The 19,578-nt window shown below is 32.8% G+C and carries 18 protein-coding genes; 3 read left to right on the plus strand and 15 right to left on the minus strand.

What is annotated here, in order from left to right:
* Positions 1-85: 85 nt before the first annotated feature.
* The 5 genes from RB618_RS11000 to RB618_RS11020 form a co-directional block, all read right to left on the minus strand.
* Positions 86-433, minus strand: a complete 348-nt coding sequence (locus RB618_RS11000; protein WP_308068765.1) for an antibiotic biosynthesis monooxygenase — start codon at positions 431-433, stop codon at positions 86-88.
* A gap of 66 nt (positions 434-499) precedes the next feature.
* Positions 500-1,360 (minus strand): alpha/beta hydrolase, encoded by an 861-nt coding sequence (locus tag RB618_RS11005; RefSeq protein WP_308068766.1) that lies wholly within the window; start codon positions 1,358-1,360, stop codon positions 500-502.
* Positions 1,361-1,527: 167 nt separating this feature from the next.
* The gene (locus tag RB618_RS11010) at positions 1,528-2,307 is read right to left on the minus strand and encodes a zinc ribbon domain-containing protein (protein WP_091496387.1); all 780 of its coding nucleotides are present in this window, start codon (positions 2,305-2,307) and stop codon (positions 1,528-1,530) included.
* 3 nt (positions 2,308-2,310) lie between these two features.
* Positions 2,311-3,405 (minus strand): Nif3-like dinuclear metal center hexameric protein, encoded by a 1,095-nt coding sequence (locus tag RB618_RS11015; RefSeq protein WP_308068767.1) that lies wholly within the window; start codon positions 3,403-3,405, stop codon positions 2,311-2,313.
* A 127-nt stretch (positions 3,406-3,532) separates the two neighbouring features.
* Positions 3,533-6,019: an erythromycin esterase family protein gene (locus tag RB618_RS11020; protein ID WP_308068768.1), complete on the minus strand. Its 2,487-nt coding sequence runs from the start codon at positions 6,017-6,019 to the stop codon at positions 3,533-3,535.
* A gap of 220 nt (positions 6,020-6,239) precedes the next feature.
* On the opposite strand from RB618_RS11020, the gene lpxK reads away from it, so the two are divergent.
* Positions 6,240-7,256, plus strand: coding sequence for a tetraacyldisaccharide 4'-kinase (gene lpxK, locus RB618_RS11025; protein ID WP_308068769.1), 1,017 nt, complete (start codon positions 6,240-6,242; stop codon positions 7,254-7,256).
* Between the two features lie 41 nt (positions 7,257-7,297).
* Here lpxK and RB618_RS11030 read toward each other — a convergent pair whose 3' ends face one another.
* The 3 genes from RB618_RS11030 to lipA all read right to left on the minus strand — a co-directional run bounded on the left by RB618_RS11030 (position 7,298) and on the right by lipA (position 11,438).
* A complete protein-coding gene (locus RB618_RS11030; protein ID WP_308068770.1) occupies positions 7,298-9,469 on the minus strand; it encodes an ATP-binding protein in 2,172 nt (723 codons plus the stop codon).
* Between the two features lie 29 nt (positions 9,470-9,498).
* Positions 9,499-10,494, minus strand: coding sequence for a type I glyceraldehyde-3-phosphate dehydrogenase (gene gap, locus RB618_RS11035; RefSeq protein WP_308068771.1), 996 nt, complete (start codon positions 10,492-10,494; stop codon positions 9,499-9,501).
* 77 nt (positions 10,495-10,571) lie between these two features.
* A complete protein-coding gene (gene lipA / locus RB618_RS11040) occupies positions 10,572-11,438 on the minus strand; it encodes a lipoyl synthase (protein WP_095929418.1) in 867 nt (288 codons plus the stop codon).
* Positions 11,439-11,738: 300 nt separating this feature from the next.
* Here lipA and RB618_RS11045 point away from each other — a divergent pair, with 300 nt between their 5' ends.
* Together RB618_RS11045 and RB618_RS11050 are read left to right on the plus strand one after the other, a co-directional pair.
* On the plus strand, positions 11,739-12,611 hold the full coding sequence (locus RB618_RS11045) for a M48 family metalloprotease (protein ID WP_308068772.1): 873 nt from the start codon (positions 11,739-11,741) through the stop codon (positions 12,609-12,611).
* Positions 12,612-12,810: 199 nt separating this feature from the next.
* Positions 12,811-13,686 (plus strand): M48 family metalloprotease, encoded by an 876-nt coding sequence (locus RB618_RS11050; protein ID WP_308068773.1) that lies wholly within the window; start codon positions 12,811-12,813, stop codon positions 13,684-13,686.
* Positions 13,687-13,742: 56 nt separating this feature from the next.
* Here the strand turns inward: RB618_RS11050 and RB618_RS11055 are convergent, their stop codons facing one another.
* The 7 genes from RB618_RS11055 to murB all read right to left on the minus strand — a co-directional run bounded on the left by RB618_RS11055 (position 13,743) and on the right by murB (position 19,480).
* Positions 13,743-14,123: a PH domain-containing protein gene (locus RB618_RS11055; RefSeq protein WP_091496369.1), complete on the minus strand. Its 381-nt coding sequence runs from the start codon at positions 14,121-14,123 to the stop codon at positions 13,743-13,745.
* Positions 14,124-14,185: 62 nt separating this feature from the next.
* Positions 14,186-14,923: a DUF4184 family protein gene (locus RB618_RS11060; protein WP_308068774.1), complete on the minus strand. Its 738-nt coding sequence runs from the start codon at positions 14,921-14,923 to the stop codon at positions 14,186-14,188.
* A gap of 90 nt (positions 14,924-15,013) precedes the next feature.
* On the minus strand, positions 15,014-15,841 hold the full coding sequence (locus tag RB618_RS11065) for an energy transducer TonB (protein ID WP_308068775.1): 828 nt from the start codon (positions 15,839-15,841) through the stop codon (positions 15,014-15,016).
* A 158-nt stretch (positions 15,842-15,999) separates the two neighbouring features.
* Positions 16,000-16,551: an RNA polymerase sigma factor gene (locus RB618_RS11070; RefSeq protein WP_111424500.1), complete on the minus strand. Its 552-nt coding sequence runs from the start codon at positions 16,549-16,551 to the stop codon at positions 16,000-16,002.
* On the minus strand, positions 16,542-17,648 hold the full coding sequence (locus RB618_RS11075) for a glycosyltransferase (protein WP_308068776.1): 1,107 nt from the start codon (positions 17,646-17,648) through the stop codon (positions 16,542-16,544). Before RB618_RS11075 ends, RB618_RS11070 begins: the two co-directional genes overlap by 10 nt.
* An 84-nt stretch (positions 17,649-17,732) precedes the next feature.
* Positions 17,733-18,347, minus strand: coding sequence for an FMN-binding negative transcriptional regulator (locus RB618_RS11080; protein WP_308068777.1), 615 nt, complete (start codon positions 18,345-18,347; stop codon positions 17,733-17,735).
* Positions 18,348-18,466: 119 nt separating this feature from the next.
* Positions 18,467-19,480 carry a UDP-N-acetylmuramate dehydrogenase gene (gene murB / locus RB618_RS11085; RefSeq protein WP_308068778.1) on the minus strand — a complete coding sequence of 338 codons (1,014 nt, stop codon included), beginning with the start codon at positions 19,478-19,480 and terminating at the stop codon, positions 18,467-18,469.
* Between the last annotated feature and the right edge of the window lie 98 nt (positions 19,481-19,578).

Here is a 19,578-nt window from a genome sequence, read left to right on the forward strand (position 1 = left end):
TTAGACTTCTTAGAATTTTAGATTTCAGAAAAAAACTTAGTCCCGATAGCTATCGGGATAGTAGCTTAGAATCTCAGAAGCTTTTTTACGAATCATGAAAAATCGAACTATCTTCAGGAGTTTCTTTTCTGTCGAACATTCCGTAGTCACGAACTACGGTTGCAATTCGCAAATGATAATCTTTAAAAACTTCGTTTCTGCCTTTTGCTTGCGCGTGACGATGCATCTCGAGATTTCTCCATTGCTGAATACTTTCTTCATCTCTCCAAAAAGATAAAGACAAAATTTTTCCGGGATCAGCTAAACTCTGAAATCTTTCTATCGAAATAAAACCATCGATGTGACTTAATTCGGGTTTTAAATTTGCAGCGATATCCAGATATTCTTCTTTTTTTCCTTCGTTTGGAATGACTTCAAAAATTACAGCAATCATTTTAATTTTAGATTTTAGAGTTCAGATTTTAGATTTATGGAAAAACGTTGTACCTCTGAGCCTTTGCTACTTTGAACCTTCGGCAAAAAGAAACTCGATCACTTTATCATACAATTCATCATCGTGCATACCGTGGCCTAAACCGCTGGTTTCGATAAACTGACTGTTTTTCCAATTGCTGGCTATTTTTTGCCCTTCGGCGAAAGCCACAATTTTATCAGAAGTATCGTGCGCAATTAATCCAGGAATAGTAAATTCAGATGCGAATTTTTGTCCTGAGAAATCTTCTAATTTAAAATTGAATCGGTTTAAGAATTTGTTTTCTAAAAGAGAAAACATTTTGGTATTCAGGCTCAACATCGAAACATAATTGTCAATCAAAGTTTTTAACTCTGACGGAGCTCCTAAAATCACCATTTTGTTAATACTCGTATTTGGAAATAAATATTGATGATAAACACAAGCTGCTCCCCCAATAGAATGTCCAATGATGATTTCGGGCTGATATTTTTCTACGGCTTTATTGATAAATTCAGCGTAAAGCGGAACATTAAATTCTTTCCCGCTACTTTGTCCGTGTGCTGGTGCATCAATTGCTATAATGGTGCTTCCTGATTTCTGAAGATGTGGTAAGGTCTTTTTCCAGCGAGATGCATTGCTTTCCCAGCCGTGAACTAATAAAATTTTGGTTGCATTTCCTTTCCAAATATAAGTTTGAAAATGATGTTCGTTATGATGAAACGTTTCTGTTTCTGTATGTCGCAAAATTTTTGGAAGTTCTTCTTTTTTTAATCTGCCAATTCGAGGCTGGCTAAAAAGAGCATAAGAAAGTTCCATCGCTTTTTGTGGACGCACATAACTCAAAAAATTAATATAAGATCCAACTGATTTTAATGTAATAAAACGAATTCCTTTTTTAATTCCCAAAACTTAAATTTTTTCTAAAGGTAAAAAAAGGTCTGCCACGAATTACACAAATGGGCACGAATTTTTTATTTTCAAACGAATAGATTGAAAAAATAATTTGTGCCCATTTGTGGAATTAGTGGCAAAGTAAACAAAAAAAAAAGTCCCGATTAAATCGGGACTTTATATTAGAATTTTGCGAACAATTGTTCCATTTTTTCTTTTTCTTCTTCAGCTAATTGCGTATCAACTAAGATTCTTCCAGAGTGCTCATCAGTGATGATTTTCTTTCTTGAAGCAATTTCAACCTGAGTTTGCGGTGGAATTGTAAAGAAAGATCCAGCAGAAGCACCTCTTTCGATAGAAACTACAGCCAATCCGTTACGAACACTGCTTCTGATTCTGTTGTAAGCTGCTAATAATCTGTCTTCGATTTGTGCAGCATACTCAGCAGATTTCTCAGTTAAGAAAGTTTCTTCTTTCTGAGTTTCAGCCATAATAGCGTCTAATTCAGATTTTTTATGTTTTAAATGAGAGCTTTTAGCATCAAGTTTTTCTTTTAAATTAGAAATAACTTCTTTTTTGTGCTCGATAGAAGCTTTCATTTCTTTGATTTGCTTTTCAGCCAATTGAATTTCTAATTCTTGAAATTCAACCTCTTTTGTCAAAGAATTAAATTCTCTGTTGTTACGTACTGATTCTTGTTGTTTTGTGTACTTTTTAATCACCTCTTTATGCTCCTCAATAGCAATTTTCTTTGCTTTGATTTGCTCCTCAATCACTTCAAGTTCACCTTTCAGTTTCTCTGAACGAGTGCTCAAACCTGCAACTTCATCTTCTAAATCTTCAACCTCTAAAGGAAGTTCTCCTCTAACGTTTCTGATTTCGTCAATTCTAGAGTCAATAAGCTGTAAATCGTATATTGCTCTTAACTTGTCCTCAACACTTAATTCTTTCGTATTCGTCATATTTTATAAGTACTTAACTGGATTTGTATTTTCTTCCGATAAAATGATTGCAAAATTAAGAATTTTTTTTCGAAGATAATCAACAATATAATTTTTTGTATAGCGTTCGCTCTCAAAATGACCAATATCTGCCAAAAGTAACTTGTTTTCGGCTTCATAAAATTGGTGATATTTTAAATCGGCTGTCAAAAAAGCATCGGCTCCAGCTTGAATTGCATTTTTTATGGCAAAACTTCCTGAACCGCCCAAAACGGCCACTTTTTTTATTTTTTTGCCTAAAAAAGCAGAATGGCGAATTCCGTCGGCAATCATTTTGTCTTTTACGAAATGAAGAAATTCTTTTTCATCCATTTCAGTTTCAAATTCGCCAATCATTCCTAAACCAATATTTTGATGAGAATTTTCTAAGTTATAAATCTCATAAGCTACTTCTTCGTAAATATGATTCGCAAAAAGCGCTTTTAAAATTCGGGACTGCAAGTGTTTTTCAAAAGTAACTTCAATTTTTATCTCTTGAGTTTCGGTCAATTCATGGCGTTCACCAATTACTGGATTGCTATCTGAATTTCCTTTATAAGTTCCAGTTCCTTCAGAGTTAAAACTGCAATTATCATAATTGCCAATTGTTCCTGCGCCAGCTTCAAATAATGCTTTACGGACTTTATCCGCATTATCTGGAACGGTATAAGTAATTAGTTTTTGAATGAAATTCTGTTTTGGAATTAAAACTTTGGTATTCACTAAACCTAATGCATCACAGAAAATTTTATTCACTCCTTGAGAATGATTGTCAAGTGCGGTATGAACGGCATAAATGGCAATATCATTTTTAATTGCTTTTAAAATAGCGCGTTCAACATAATTTTTACCTGTAATTTTTTTAATTCCTGAAAATAATATCGGGTGAAAACAAACTACCAAATTGCAGTTTTTAGCAATTGCTTCCTCAATTACATTTTCTAGCGCATCGTGGCAAACTAAAACGCCAGTACTTTCGGTTTCCGAATTGCCAACTAAAAGTCCAACGTTGTCAAAATCTTCGGCGTAAGCCAAAGGTGACATTTCTTCAAGAACCGCTATTATTTCTTTAATTTTCATTGGTGTTTCAAAAGGTTAAAGGTGAACAACAAAAGTAATCCAAATTCTAAACTATTACAATCAAAGAAATAATGTCATTGTTGTTAATTGCGATTTCTTTTAAACTTTAGTCTTGAATTATTTTCGCTTAATAGCATAAATCGAAAATGATTTTTTCATCAGGTAAGATAAAACTATTGTTTTTCCAAAAATCTAAATTTTCTGGAATAGAATTATTTAAACCAATTTTTAAAAGCGGTCGATTAAGTTTTTCAGTATTTATCGTTTTAACTTCTGTAGACATTAGATTGTTGACATTATAGGTGTCGTATAAAAAGGAATTATCAGCCGTTGAAGTGATAATCGATTTGTCGATTACATTGAGATAATTTATAAAATATTTTCCATCTGATAGTTTATATGTTATTGTGATTTTATGATTCATTTGTGCAGTTTTACCAACCTGATTTTTTAATTCAAATGGTTCTCTGGTAACACAATGTTCATACTTTAATACAGCAAATGTTTGTGTGTCGATATATAAAACTCCCGATGACTTTTTTGGTGCAGGATAACCATAACCCGTAGAATATGCACCTGGTTCATTGTTCTGGAAGCTTATTTTGTAAACTTTCTGGTCGTTGTAAGGAACAATGCCTTCTTTTTTTAGCGTATAAGAAGCTGGTTTATAAAGTACATTGGCTTTGCTCAGAATAAGATCACGATCAAACAGAAAAGCAAAAGTGGCCATGCTGCCGAGTTTGTTTTTAGAAGTATTTTTAATAATCTCGTGAGTTTGCTGTATTTCTCCAAATATTTTTTCTTCAGGATTATTAACGCCTTTCATTCCTATTGAATTATAGGTTGCTATAATTGATTCGTCATGAGAAATAACTTCATTGTTTTTAATCACTTGATTGCGGAAGAAAAATGTCTGATTATACGGGTTCTGATCGCAATTAAGTTCAACATTAATCAGAGCTTTTGCTACTATTTCTTCTGCAGATAATGGTTTTGAGGTCGAACTTATTACAACTTCATTTAAATTAATAGTTTGAAAATGAAATGGTTTTAATTTTACTTTTACAAAATGTTTATTAGCATCAACAAGATTTTTAATTGAAATCGTATCTGAAATATATCCAAAAGCCGATACAATAATTTTGTTGTTGAAATTAGCTTTATCTATTAGCAGAGAAAATACGCCTTCCTTATTTGCTAGAATATTTTTGTTCGTTTGTGGTATTGAGATGTCAGCATTAGCAATTATTTTATGATTTTTAAAATCGTTTATTTTTCCATTTATTGTAAATGCATCGTTTTGCGTTTGCACATAATTTTCTTTTTCAAATAATCTAGCTTCAGGCTGATATGATTTTTTAATAAAAAAAAGACCGTCAAAAATGGTATTCCATCTTGCTTTTATTGGTATGTTTCCTAATGCGGAGCAGTAATAACGATTAGTTTCTTTCTTGTCAAATTCGAAAAAAACTTTGTTATAACCTTTATTTGCATTTTGTTGTTCGATGCTATTTTCAGGAGGAGTAAGAATTGGAAGAGTTTTACCATCTACGCGTCCGTACAATCCTTCGTAAGAAGAAAACGCAATACTATAAATTTCATCTTTAAAATAATTTTTTAGAAAACCACCCATTGGTAATGCTCCTTCAAGAAGTTTAGCTCCTTCTCCGGGAATATAATCTGTAAAACCAGTGGTTTTAAGCTCAATGTCTGACTGCTTTTGCAAATAACTTTCAGTTACTTCAGTAAATTCTGTTTGGTCGATATTTTTAGAAAAATGATAAGAAGCTCCCCAGCAAATTATTTTTTCATTTGGATACATTTCAGATAAGAAAATCAAATTTTTTGACATTTGCTCGTCTCTCGGATTTTGAACCGCAATTTTTTGGTTTTGCAATTGCATGACTTCAAAATTGACATCAGAAATTTTACTATTGATGACCTGTTTCAGCATTTTTTCATAAAAAGTCGGGTTTTGTATTTCTTTTAGAGCGTTTACCAGAACATTAAAATCTTGATACAAATCGGTAGAATCTTTTTTGTTGTTGGCAATGCTTTCCAAGTCTCTAAAAACAAAAGCTTTTTCTATTCTTGTCAAACTGTTTTTTGCAATATTAATTTTTCTGTTTTTGATCAAATCAGTTAGATCATTCATAAAATGATTCGAAAAAAGAATTCCTTCCTGGCTGTCAAAACCTAAGATCTTTATAGTGTCTTTTTGTTTGGCGCGTTCTTCAATATAGAGAAGTAAATTTTGAAATGCTTTGGTATCAGACCATATATCTATAATACTTTGGTCGAAAACCTCGAACGAAGTCTTTTTTTTCGAATATTCTTGAAATGCTTTGTACTGGTCATACAATCCACTTTCAAAGGCAATAGCATTGTATTTCTGTTTTTCGTGCAGATATTTTATGATATTCACTTTTTCATCAAAAGTAGCTCCGTCACCGTGAGATTGTTCTCCCAGTAAAACGATTTTCTTATTTTTAAGGATGGTGTCTAAAAACGGATAGGCATTGTTGTCAATTTTGGAATACTTGCCTGATATTGTATTTTGTGAAAAAGTTAGATTTAAAAGTAAAACACAGAATAGCGTAAAATAAAATTTCATGATCTATTAGTTTTCTAACCAGAATTCTCTCGATTAGATTTTAAATTGTTTAAGGAAAATTCGTTCTAAAAGTAGTGCAATAATTTATTGTTTTTAGTTTTTTTTCTGACATTTCTTTTTAATTTTTGTAGATAACCAAAAACTGCTTTGCATACAATTTTATCAGTTTTTATATTTTTATAATTTCTAATAATAGTATAAAAAATTATACTTTCGTAAAATGAACTTACTTCGAAAAATACTTTTCCCATTCGCTATTTTATACGGATTCATAACTTCAATCCGTAATTTTCTTTTTGATAAAGGAATTTTAAAATCGACTTCATTTGATCTACCAGTAATTGCGGTTGGAAATCTAAGTGTTGGCGGAACTGGAAAAACGCCTCAAATCGAATATTTGATCCGTTTATTGTCTGATAAATATAAAGTTGCCACTTTGAGCCGTGGTTATAAAAGAAAGTCAGAAGGTTTTGTTTTGGCTGATGAAAATTCGAATGCTGAAATTTTGGGAGATGAACCTTTTCAGTTTTATCAAAAATTTCCAAATGCTATGGTTGCAGTTGATGCCAATCGTACAAACGGAATTCAGCAATTGCTTTCTCAAAACGAAAAGCCAGAAATCATTTTATTGGATGATGCCTATCAGCACCGAAAAGTAAAAGCTGGATTTTATATTTTGCTGACTTCTTATGGAGATTTATACTCAGATGATTTTATGCTGCCAACAGGAAATTTGAGAGAGGGTAGAAGCGGAGCAGAAAGAGCCAATATAGTGGTTGTAACAAAATGCCCTAAAATTTTAACGGAAGAAGAACAAACTGAGATCAGATTAAAGCTGAAATTGAAAAGCGGCCAGCAAGTCTTTTTTACTTTTATAAATTACGACATCTTTATTTACGGTAAAAACGAAAAAATTACTATTGGCGAAATCAAATCAGAATCAAAATTACTGCTGGCTGGAATTGCAAAACCAAAACCGTTTTTTGATTATTTAAAGAATGAAAGCGATGAGTGTCTCACTTTTCCAGATCATCATCATTTTTCTGATGTAGACTTAGTTTCAATTCGAAATAAAGCAAACGGGAGAAAAATAATTACAACCGAAAAAGATTATGTGCGTTTGAAAGACTCGGAGTTGGTGGATCAATTGTATTATCTGCCAATAAAAAGCTCTTTTATCAACCATCAGCAAGATTTTGATGCTACGATCCTAGAGTATGTAGAGATTTGTGTCTAAAAAACTTAGAGTCTCAGTATCTCAGAAACTTAGAGTTTTAATTAATCAAAAAACTTAGCAATAGTACTATAGAAATCGTCTGGAACAAACGGTTTTGTAATCACATCGTCCATTCCGTAAGAAAGAAGCATGTCTCGATTTTCATCAAGAGATATCGCTGTCAATGCTATAATAGGAGTCGCTTTGTCAAATTCGCGAATCAATTTAGTTGCTGTAGTTCCGTTAATGCCTGGAAGATGCACATCCATTAAAATCATATCGAAGCGTTTGACTTTTAAAAGTTCGACAGCATCTTCTCCATTGTCAACAATCTCGCAAGTAATGTTTTTATTTTCCAACATTTTACGAGTGATCATTTGATTGATTTTGTTGTCCTCAATCAGTAAAATAGATTTGTTTTTCAATTGTTTGTCGTTATAAAGTTTTACTTCTTCAATTACTTCCAATGGCTCGTTGTTGACTTTGAAATTTAGTTTGAAAGTAAAAGTAGAACCTTTGCCTACTTCACTTTTTAGTTTTATTTCGCCTCCTAAAAGTTCAATCAGTTTTTTTACGATAGTAAGGCCAAGACCAGTTCCTCCGTATTTTCTATTTACTTCAATAGAACCTTGAGAAAAACTTTCGAATACGGTTTGGAGTTTGTCTTCAGGAATTCCAATTCCAGTATCGACGATTTCAAAATACACTGTCGCGTTATCTTCTTCTTGCGAATACAATTTAGCAATAACATTTACATGTCCGTTCTGAGTAAACTTTAAAGCATTATTGATTAAGTTGAGGATGATTTGGGACAATTTTGTGGGGTCTCCAATTAAGTTGTCAGGAATCGCTTTGTCTATTTCTAAGTTAAAATAGTTTTTGTTGGCTGTTGCAAGTTCTTTTAGAGAGCTTTGAATATTAAAAAGTAATTCTTTTAAATTAAAACTGATATTTTCAACTTCAGCTTTAGTCGAATCGATTTTATTGATTTCTAAAATTTCATTGATAAAAGTGGTTAAATAATTTCCTGAAAACTTTAAAGATTCAAGATATTTTAATTGTTTTTTCTTTGGTTTGTCTTCCAGCAAGATGTGTGTAATTCCATTAATAGCATTCAACGGTGTCCGGAGTTCATGGCTTACGGTTGACAAAAATTCAGATCGAGCCTTTGATGCTTTTTCTGCTTTATTTTTGGCCAAAATCAATTCTTTGTTCTTTTCTCGAAGCAATAAATTGTTCTGGTTTCTAATGATGTTGTTTTTGTATAAAGCTAAACTCAAAAGCGATAAAATCGAAATTAAGGCAATAGCCAAAATGCTGACTAACTTAGAATAACGGTAGGTTTTAAGCTGAAACTTCTCTTCGTTTTCTTTTTTAATTGTGTTATTTAAGGATTGATTTTTTTTGAATTTTTCATATTCGTCCAAATCAATTTTAGCATTTTTTAATTTTAAAAGATAATTTTCCAGCTGATAATGCTCATCTAAGTAAGAATAAGCCAGATCGTAATTCTTATTTTGTTTGTAGTATTGGCTTATCGCTAAAACAATTTTCGATTTTTTTGGAAGATCACTGATTTTATCATTGTAATCTAAGGCTTTGTTGAAATATATAATGGCCGAATCATTTCTTTTTAGCTGTCCTTCGATTAGGCCAAGCTGATAATACGAATCTGCTTTGGTTTTTAGAATTGCATTATTATCAGGTTTTTCAGCTATGGTTTTAAACGTTTTTACTGCTGATTTAAGGTCGTTATTAGTCTTAAATGCCAAAGCTTTTTGATAAGCCAGTACCTCGGCACTGTCATTAATATTCAGTTCCTTCAGTAAGTCTTTTGCTTTTAAATAATAAACAGCTGCAGTTTTGTAATCGCCTTTTGCCGTATTGGTTACGCCAATATAATGCAATGCCAAAGCCTTAGTGCAGCTTGGTTTTAAGGTGTCAAATAAAGAAACTGTTTTATGAAAGTTTGTTAAAGCGTCTTCATACTTTCTCTGGTTGTAATAAATTTTACCAAGCTTGAAAGTCTGATTGGCCAAATTCTCTTTTTTGCCGTTTTCTTCGCAAAAATTAATTGACTTTTCAGTATAGTAAACAGCCTGATTGTACTTTTTATTGTTAAGATTTGAGTTTGCTAGCTTGTTATAATAGGTAAGACTATCCGTATTCTTTTTGGTTTGAGAATACAAAAACGAGTTAAAAAAACAAACAACAATAAAAAGACAGTATTTCATGTATGGCAATGCTTTTACAATGAATCTTATTATTTTCGTATCAGTAAAATTAAATCAATCAATCTTGACGAATAGCCAATCTCGTTATCATACCAGCCTACAACTTTTACCATTTTATCGATAACCGAAGTTAGCTGAGCATCAAATAAACAAGAATGTGTGTTGCCAATTACATCAACCGAAACAATTGGATCTTCGGTGTAATCTAATATTCCTTTTAAATTTGTTTTTGAGGCTTGTTTAAATGCTTTATTTATTTCTTCAATGCTTACGGCACGTTTTACATTGAAGGTTATGTCTGTTAATGAACCGTCTGGGACTGGAACTCTAATGCCACAGCCACCCATTTTATTGTGCAATTTAGGAAAAATTTTCGTTAATGCCTTAGCTGCACCTGTAGTTGTTGGAACAATTGACTGGCTAGCACCTCTCGCACGGCGCAAATCCTTATGTGGCTGGTCATGAAGGCTTTGGTCTGTCGTGAAAGAGTGTATAGTTGTAATGTATGCTTGTTCAATTCCGCACAACTCTTCAATGATTTTAATCATAGGAGCAGCGTTGTTTGTCGTACAGCTTGCATTTGAAACTATATCTTCGGTTCCGTCCAAAATATGTTCGTTTACACCAAGAACTACTGTTTTTATAGTATCAACTTCTGAAGGAGCCGAAAGGATAACTTTTTTTGCTCCAGCTTCAAGATGCGCATTTAATTCTTCATGCGTTTTATATTTACCAGTCGATTCGATTACAATATCAATAGAATGCGATTTCCAGTCTATATTTGAAATATTTTTTTCATGAAAAAAGAAAAAATGCCTGCCATCTACAATAATGCTATTTTCATCATGACTTACTTCAGCTTTCAAAACACCGTGAATACTGTCATATTTAATTAAATGTGACATGGTTTTGTTATCTGCAATGTCATTTATAGCAACGACTTCGATTTCAGGGTGATCTAAAAGAAGGCGGAATAAATTTCTCCCGATTCTCCCAAATCCATTAATGGCAATTCTTGTTTTCAATGTTTTGTTATTCGTTTAATTGCTTAGCCGTTTAATCGGTTTTACAATTAAACGATTAAACGGTTAAACTTTATATATTATAAAATATGTTTTTGTGCTTTATATGAAGAACGAACAAGAGGTCCGCTTTCTACGTGTCTGAAACCTAAATCAAGACCAAATTTTTCATATCTGGCAAATTGTTCAGGTGTAATGAATTCTTTTACAGGAAGATGTTTTTTACTTGGCTGTAAATATTGTCCAATAGTAACAACGTCAACATTTGCATTTCTTAAATCAGTCATAGTTTGGAAAACTTCTTCTTCAGTCTCACCAAGACCAAGCATGATTCCAGATTTTGTTCTATTGATTCCTTTTTCTTTCAAATAACGAAGCACTTCTAAACTTCTGTCATATTTTGCCTGAATACGAACTTCGCGAGTCAAACGTCTTACCGTTTCCATATTATGAGAAACCACCTCAGGGTTTGCTTCTACAATACGATCAAGATTTCTTTCAATTCCTTGAAAATCGGGGATTAAAGTCTCAAGAGTAGTTTGAGGATTCATTCTTCTAATAGCTCGAACAGTTTCCATCCAAATGATAGAACCACCATCTTTAATATCGTCTCTATCAACGCTAGTAATTACAGCATGTTTGATATTCATGATTTTAATAGAACGAGCTACTTTTTCTGGTTCGTCCCAATCTACTGTTTCTGGTCTACCGGTTTTTACACCGCAGAACCCGCAAGAACGCGTACAAACGTTTCCAAGAATCATGAAAGTTGCTGTTCCTTCGCCCCAGCATTCTCCCATATTTGGGCAGCTTCCAGAAGTGCAAATGGTATTTAAACTATATTTATCAACCAAACCTCTAAGTTCAGTATATTTTTGTCCGATAGGTAATTTTACTTTTAACCACTTAGGTTTTGTGGTTTGTATATTTTCAGTGACTGTTTCCATATATCAATGTTCAAAGTACAAAGATACGGAATGTAGTTTATTTTGAGATGTTTATTTGCTTTTCCTTTGCATATCATCTTTGCAAAGAATATTCAAGATAATTTAATTCAAGTGTTAATAGATTGTTTTTTAATGTTTTTTTAAGGTGTGTTTTTTGATTTCTGTTTAATATTTTGATATTTCGGTTGGTTTTTATGGAATATAAAAGTTAGGTCTTAATCTGTTACAAATTTGGCTTCTTGGGAGCTGGCAAAATTAATGCGGTGCTAATTTTGCTCTTAATTTAACAGTTTTAAAACTATGGAAAAAAGAGTTGTTGTATTAGGAGTTTTATTTGCAATTCTAAGTTTTACCAAAACAAATGCACAAATACTTTCAGATAAAACTATGGGAGCTTTAGGTAAAGGCGTTTCAGGATTTACTTTTAGTGATGCAGATGCTGCAGCTTTAGCCAAGCAGTCTATTGCAGAGTTGGATGCAAACAATCCAGTTGCAGATTCAAAAAATGGATATTCAATTCGTTTAGAACGCTTATTTGGAAAACATACTGCTAGCGAGGGAGTTGCTTTAAACTATAAAGTATACTTAGTAAAAGATATAAATGCTTTTGCATGTGCTGACGGTAGTGTGCGTGTGTTTGCCGGTTTAATGGATATTATGGATGATAACCAGCTCCTAGCTGTTATTGGTCACGAAATCGGACACGTTGTTAATCATGATACAAGAGATGCTATAAAAGCGGCTTATAAAAAAGAAGCTTTGTTAGATGCAGCGTCATCTCAATCAGGAAAAGTAGAAACTCTTACTCAATCTCAACTGGGGCAAATAGGAAGCGCTATGATTGATAGCAAGCACAGTAGAAAACAAGAATCTGAGGCAGATAATTTCTCTTATGATTTTATGAAAAGAAATGGTTACGATGTGAATGCTGTAGAATCTGCTTTTAGAATTCTTCAAAATTTGAGCGAAGGAGCAGAAGCATCTTTTATGACTAAGATGATGAGCTCACATCCAGATTCTGGGAAAAGAGCAGATGCAGCCCAAAAAAGAGCAACAAAAGATGGCTTGTATCATGCTTATGAGCAGAAGAAAATTGTCAATACTGCTCCTGCAACTGCGGCAAAAAAGACAACTAAAACAACAAAGAAAGCAAGTGCGGCAAAGAAGAAATAAGTAATGCATGATTAAAAAACCGGCAAATGTAAAGAGTTTGCCGGTTTTTCCTTTTTAGGATAGAATCAAAATCCATTACAGATTGATTATCAGCTCATAAAAATGTCATATCTTTATTTGTTGAAAAACAAGTTTTGTGTGAAATTAAAATAGCATTTTGTTATGCTACATTTGTTGTTAAATTGTAATTATAAAAAATATGAAAAAGAAATTTATAATCGTAGGACTTTTATTTACAGCATTTGGTTTAACTAAAATGACTGCGCAGATTAATTTTGGAGATAAAGCAATTGGAGCAGTTCAGAAAGGAGTTACTAGCTTTACTTTTAGTAATGCCGATGCAGCAAAATTATCTAAAGAAGCTGTAGATAAATTAGATGCAGAGCATGAAATTGCGGGGCCAACAGATGGTTATGCTATACGATTAAATCGTGTTTTTGGAAAGCATGCATCTGGAGACGGATTTACTTTAAATTATAAAGTGTATAAATTAAAAGAAGTAAATGCTTTTGCAACTGCAGACGGAAGTGTTCGCGTTTATTCAGGATTAATGGATATTATGGATGATAATGAATTAATCGCCGTAATTGGACACGAAATTGGGCACGTAGCAAACAACGATTCTAGAGATGCTATTCGCGCTGCTTACCAGAAAGAGGCATTAATGGATGGTGCTGCTTCTCAGTCGGCAACAGTAGCAACAGTTACAGACAGCCAGCTTGGAAAAATCGGAAGCGCAATTATTGATAGCAAATACAGCCGCAAACAAGAATCGGAAGCAGATTTATTTGCTTACAATTTCATGAAGAAAAACGGTTACAATGTAAATGCTGAAGAATCTGCTTTTAGAATTTTGGCAAAAATGAGCGAAGGCTCTCAAGCTTCATTTATTGACCAAATGATGAGTTCGCATCCAGATTCTCAGAAAAGAGCTGATGATGCTAAGAAAAGAGCGGAAAAAGATGGTTTGTATAAACCGTACGTACAGCAGAAAATTGTAAATACAGCTCCTGCAACAACGACAAAAAAGACAACTACAACTACAAAGAAAACAACGACGACAAAAAAGAAGTAAGAGTTATTTCTTAAATTATAAAACCCAGCAAATTTCTGTTTGCTGGGTTTGTTTTTTTATCCTAATACATGAAAAGCGAGAATCTTCTGTACTTCATAAACATTAACCGATTTATTGAATTGTTTTACAATGCTTGGGTGTTGTTCGCTAGAAATCCAGATTTTCAATTCGGCATCAAGATCAAAAGTTCCTGCGGTTTCTACACTGAATCTTGTAATGTTTTTGTAAGCAATAGATTTGTATTCTGTTTTGCTTCCCGTGATTCCTTGTACATCGACTAAGATTAATCTTTTATTAGTAAAAATGAAAGTGTCGCGGATAAGTTTGAAACCCATTTCGATTTCTTCATTTGCAGTTAAAAGCTGTCCGTATTTTTTAATTAAATCTTCTTGGCTTACTGAACCTGCGTTGCCAAGAATAGCTGAAAATATTCCCATTACTCTGTTTTAATTTAGTTAAAATGATTTCCGTTTTGAAGGAGTAAATGTAGTGGATTTTGTTAATTTTTATGGATTGATTTGAATTTAATTATAAATGGAATTATTGTTATTGCAATTAAAAAAGATGATATAAAAGTGACAACTAAATTTCCAAAATTTAGAGCTTTTGGATTTATTATAAATCTCATAAATAAAATTGAGGTGGTAAATAAAATTACAGAAATCCAATAGAGTTTGTTAATTGAAGCTGGAGAAGCAAATGTTGTTGGAAGCTTAAAGAAAATTATTAATATGATAATAGCTCCAATAAATGTACTCGAATGCTGAGCCAATTTCCACAGCGGAATTTCTGTTCCAAAGATTGCTGTTGTGTTTTGTAAAGTTGAAATTTGATTGACAAAATAACCGTGTTTATGTGTAAAGGCATCCCAGAAAATATGAGAAAATATCCCAATTAATAAAGAAATTAAAACGATAAGCCAATTTCTTTTAAAATAAACATTCCAGTTAAAATCTGTAAAAACAAGAATTCGGCTTCTGATAAATGAAGGAAGATTTTGAAATAATAGATTTCTTGTAAAATTGTGAAAAAGAAAAGTCAATAAAAGAGCAAGAGGTAAATCAAACCAAAAAACGCCGTTTAAAGTGTGACTGTAATCGCTTTTAACTTTCATACGCAGAAAATATTCAAAATCTGGTGTTAAGCTTCCAATTACTAATGCTGTTATAGAGAACCATGATTTTGGTAAATATCTCAAAGGAAGAATTATTGCTGGATGCGAAAAAGTAAAAGGCATTAAGTTGATTTTTAGTTTTGATTTAGGAATTAAATGTAACAAAAAAGCAGAACCGAAGTTCTGCTCTTTCACTTTTTCAAAATATTTATATTATTCGACTTCTGTTTTTATTGTAATAGGAAGATTGTATGCAGTTCTTACTGGTTTTCCGTCTAGAATTCCTGGAGCCCATTTTGTTTTTAATGATTTTAAAACTCTAATGGCTTCTTTACCCATTCCGTAACCTGGATCATTTCTAACAATAATGTCTGTAAGCGATCCGTCTTTCTCAACTACAAAAGAAACATACACTCTAAGTGTTTTTTCTACGTCAAGTTCAGGTCTTTGGAAATTGTTTCCAACATACTTGTAAAACTGAGCAATCCCGCCTGGAAATTCAGGTTGTTTGTCCAAAATTGCAGAAGAAACAGGTCCTTCAATTTTAGGAGCTACTGAAGCAACAACTCCATTACCTTCTCCGCCTCCTGTTGTAGGCATTGGGTTGACTGCAGTTCCATTTCCATTTGCATTGTCTACAGTTGGTGCATTTTCCGTGTTTGAAGCAATTTTATCAACTGCTTCTTCTGGTCTTGTCACCACTGGATTGATTAATTGAGTTGCGTCTGTTGATTTTACAGCACTTTGCTCAACTACTGGTGCAGGCGGAGCTGGTGGCGGTGGCACAACAATTGGGTCAACGTTTACAATCGTTGGTTCGTAAATCTGAGGTTCTGGATCAACTTCAACAGGTGAAGTCATAATTTTACTAATAAGTACCGGTGCACTTCCTAAAGCCGTTATTAACAATAAACCCATAAAGAGAGCTGTAACAGAATTTTTGGAATTCTCCTGACGTAATTGATATGCGCCGTATTCTTTGTTTTTGTTCTCGAAAACAAGATCGGTCCACTTGTTTTCATAAATGCTTAATTTAGACATAATTTTTGGGTTTTAAGGTTAAGTAACTTTAAATCATACGCAGAAAAGGTTTTAGGTTTGAGCTAGCAACGTAAAAGTTGTAGTTTTAATGTTGTAGAAATGTTTTTATTTTAAGAATAAATATAGGAATAATTTATTCTTTATTTAAAGATAGTGAATTATCTGTTACGTTCAATGATTTCGGCTAATAATTTTTTAGCGCGCAAAAGTTTTACTTTAACGCTGCTTAATGGTTCGTCTATCTTAGCCGCAATTTCCTGATAAGACATTTCCTGAAAATAACGAAGCTGAATTACTTCTTGATAATGTGGTTTGAGTTCTTTGATGCATAGAAGCAGACGAGAAAGATTCTGTTCTTTGATTAATGCATCTTCTGCAGATGGAGTAGGGTCGGCAATGTTGTAAGCCTGTTGGTCTTCGTTGTCTGTGATTTCGATAAAAAGATTGGTTTTCTTTTTTCGAAGCAAATCAATATAGACGTTTTTTGCAATTGCGATAAGCCAGGTATTAAACTGAAATTCTGAATTGTAAGAAGCAATTTTGTCAAAAGCTTTGGAGAAAGTTTCTATTGTAATATCTTCTGCTGTGGTTTCATTTTCGGTGCGTTTGAGCATAAACGAATACACCTCATTCCAATAATGATCTAATAAAAAAGTAAAGGCGATCTGATCGCCTTTTTTTGCTTTTTCTATTTTAGAATTTATTTCCAATATACGGGTTTTGAAAAGATATTAGTTATAAAGATATTAATTTGCGTTAATATAAGCGCTATCTCAACAACTGGAAACCAAATTTTAATATCTTTTTCTTTTAATTTTCCTGCTGAACATCCAACGACTGTCCACACTATTGTATAGCGTGTTGCTAAAATTGCTAATACGGCAATCCATTGAAATTGAAATGCTAATAGTATAATAACTAATAAAAAGAAAAATAATTGTGAAAGGAAAAATAGTCCTAACTGCATTTTATCAAAAAACTTGTAATGTTCTGCAGTAGAAATATGTCTTCTTTTTTGAGTAAACCATTCTTTATAGGTTTTCTTAGGCTCTGAATAGGTAAAACTTTCAGGAGTATAAGAAATAGTAGTATTTGCTTTATTGGCTGCTTGATTAATGAACAAATCGTCATCGCCAGAACGAATTTGAATATGATCAATAAAACCATTTACATTGAAAAACTCTTCTTTTTTATAAGCAAGATTTCTTCCAACTCCCATATAAGGAAGCCCTATTTTTGCCCATGAAAAATATTGAATTGCTGTAAGGACAGTTTCAAAACGAATGATTTTATTTAAAAAAGAGCGCTCCACTTTTTCATAACCACCATAACCTAAAACAATTGTCTTGTTCATGGTAAATTGCGAAGTCATAGAGGTAATCCAATCTTTAGAACTTGGGAAACAATCTGCATCTGTAAAAAGTAGATAATCTTTTTTTGCAGCTTTTATTCCAAGCGTCAAAGCGTATTTTTTGTTTCCCCAAAAAGCTTCATTGTTTTCGACTTTTACCAAACGGATATTAGAGAATTCTTTTTCAAATTCCTCAAAAACTTCAAGAGTTTCATCGCTTGATGCATCGTCAATTAAAACAACTTCAAAATCAGGATAATCTTGCTGTGCCAAAAGCGGAATATATTTCTTTACATTCTCCTCTTCGTTTTTAGCGCACACAATTACAGAAACAGGAAGATTTTTAGGCTTCACGTGCTGTGGTTTTGCAAAAGCAAATTTTCCAAAAACTCCGAGATAATAAAAAAGTTGAACTGCAACAATAGCAATAAAAAAGTAAAATATGTATATAAGCATCTGATTTATTTGGTTCTATTAATTTCACGTTCTGCGACTGCAAATGTAATTATCAATTCGCTAAATTCAATAGCTAAAGCCGATTTACTTTCGGCATTTTGACATTTCTTTTGCAACAGCAATAGACTGAGGGTTTTCGGTTTTTTCCAATTCCGAAATTATGTTTTTATAATTGTGATCGTCGCGGTTTTGGGAGAGTTTTTTCGTAGCTTGAATTTCCTCAATTTCGATTTCAAAACCAAAAATTCCTCGTGCCTCACGCATTGTTTTTTCAGATAAATTTTCAACGCGGACAGGATTCTCAGAATTCACCTCGTATTTGTCTACAAGTTTTTTAAGTTGTTCTACTGAAGCTTCATAGTCAACAATCTTGATTTTTCCATAAACGTGTACGGCTATATAATTCCAAGTCGGAACATTTTCATGATCGTACCAAGATGAAGAAATGTAACTGTGCGGACCTGTAAAAACAGCCAAAACCTGATCGTTTGCCGCAAAACCTTCTGCTTGCGGATTCAGTTTTGAAATATGCCCTTGGAGAATTTCTTTTCCTTCAGCATTCATTTCCAATTCTATCGGAATATGTGTTGCGCATAACTTTCCGTTAGTCTGATTGATAAGGATTCCAAAACTATTTTCTTTCAAAAAAGCTCTTATTTCTTCCTGATTTTCGTTTTTGTATAAATCTGGTGTGTACATGTTCTTGTTGTTTATACAATTTGTCACATTGAGCGAAGTCGAAATGCTTTATATAAAGACTTCGACTCCGCTCAGTCTGACAGTGGGTTAAATTCGTGACAATTTGTGAAATTTGTGTTTTAAATCACATTTACTTCAGCTTCAATCTGAATGCCGAATTTTTCAAAAACCGTTTTTTCGACTTCTTTTGAAACCGCTAAAATTTCTTGCCCTGTTGCGTTTCCGTAATTCACCAAAACCAAAGCTTGATTTTTATGAACTCCCGCGTCTCCAAAACGTTTGCCCTTAAAACCAGCTTGTTCAATCAGCCAGCCTGCAGGAACTTTTACTTCAGTTTCTGAAACTTCGTAGAATTTCATTTCTGGGAATTTCTGATGGATTTTCTCAAAATCAGATTTCAACAAAATCGGATTTTTAAAGAAACTTCCGCTGTTTCCTAGTTCTTTCGGATCTGGCAATTTACTTTGTCTGATAGCAATTACAGCATTGCTCACATCTTTTAAAGTGGGTTCTGCAATATTATTTTTGGCCAATTCTGCCAAAATATCTCCGTAAGAAGTATTGATTTTATGATTGCGTTTGGTCAGTTTAAAAATAACCGAAGTAATAATATATTGGTCTTTCACTTCATTTTTGAAAATGCTTTCGCGGTAGCCAAAATTACATTCAGCATTATTGAACGTTTTAATTTCTTGAGTAGCAATATTTATGGCTTCGCAAGAAACAAAAGTGTCTTTAATTTCGGTTCCATAAGCTCCAATATTTTGAACTGGAGTTGTACCAACATTTCCAGGAATAAGAGACATATTTTCTAATCCGCCAAAATTATTGTCGATCGTCCAAAGAACAAAGTCATGCCAAGTTTCTCCAGCCTGACTTTCAACCCAGACAAAATCTTCATCTTCTTTAATTGTTTTTTTACCTTTTAAATCAATATGAATCACCAAAGCGTCAATATCTTTGGTTAAAAGCATATTGCTTCCGCCGCCAAGAATAAATTTTTTCTCGTTTTTATTTTCTTCTAAAATGGTTTTTAGTTCAGCAATCGAATGAACGGCAACAAATTGTTTAGCACTGGCTTCAATGCCGAAAGTATTATAATTTTTTAAAGAAAAATTGGATTGGATTTCCATAAATAAAAGGCTTTTTAAGTTCCGAAACTTCGGAAAAATTCTGAGATCAAAAGTAACGATTATAATTTATTTGAATCAATTTTCTATAAAAAGACTTT

This window comes from Flavobacterium sp. LHD-85 (genome assembly GCF_030929595.1).
In the GTDB taxonomy this organism is placed as follows: domain Bacteria; phylum Bacteroidota; class Bacteroidia; order Flavobacteriales; family Flavobacteriaceae; genus Flavobacterium.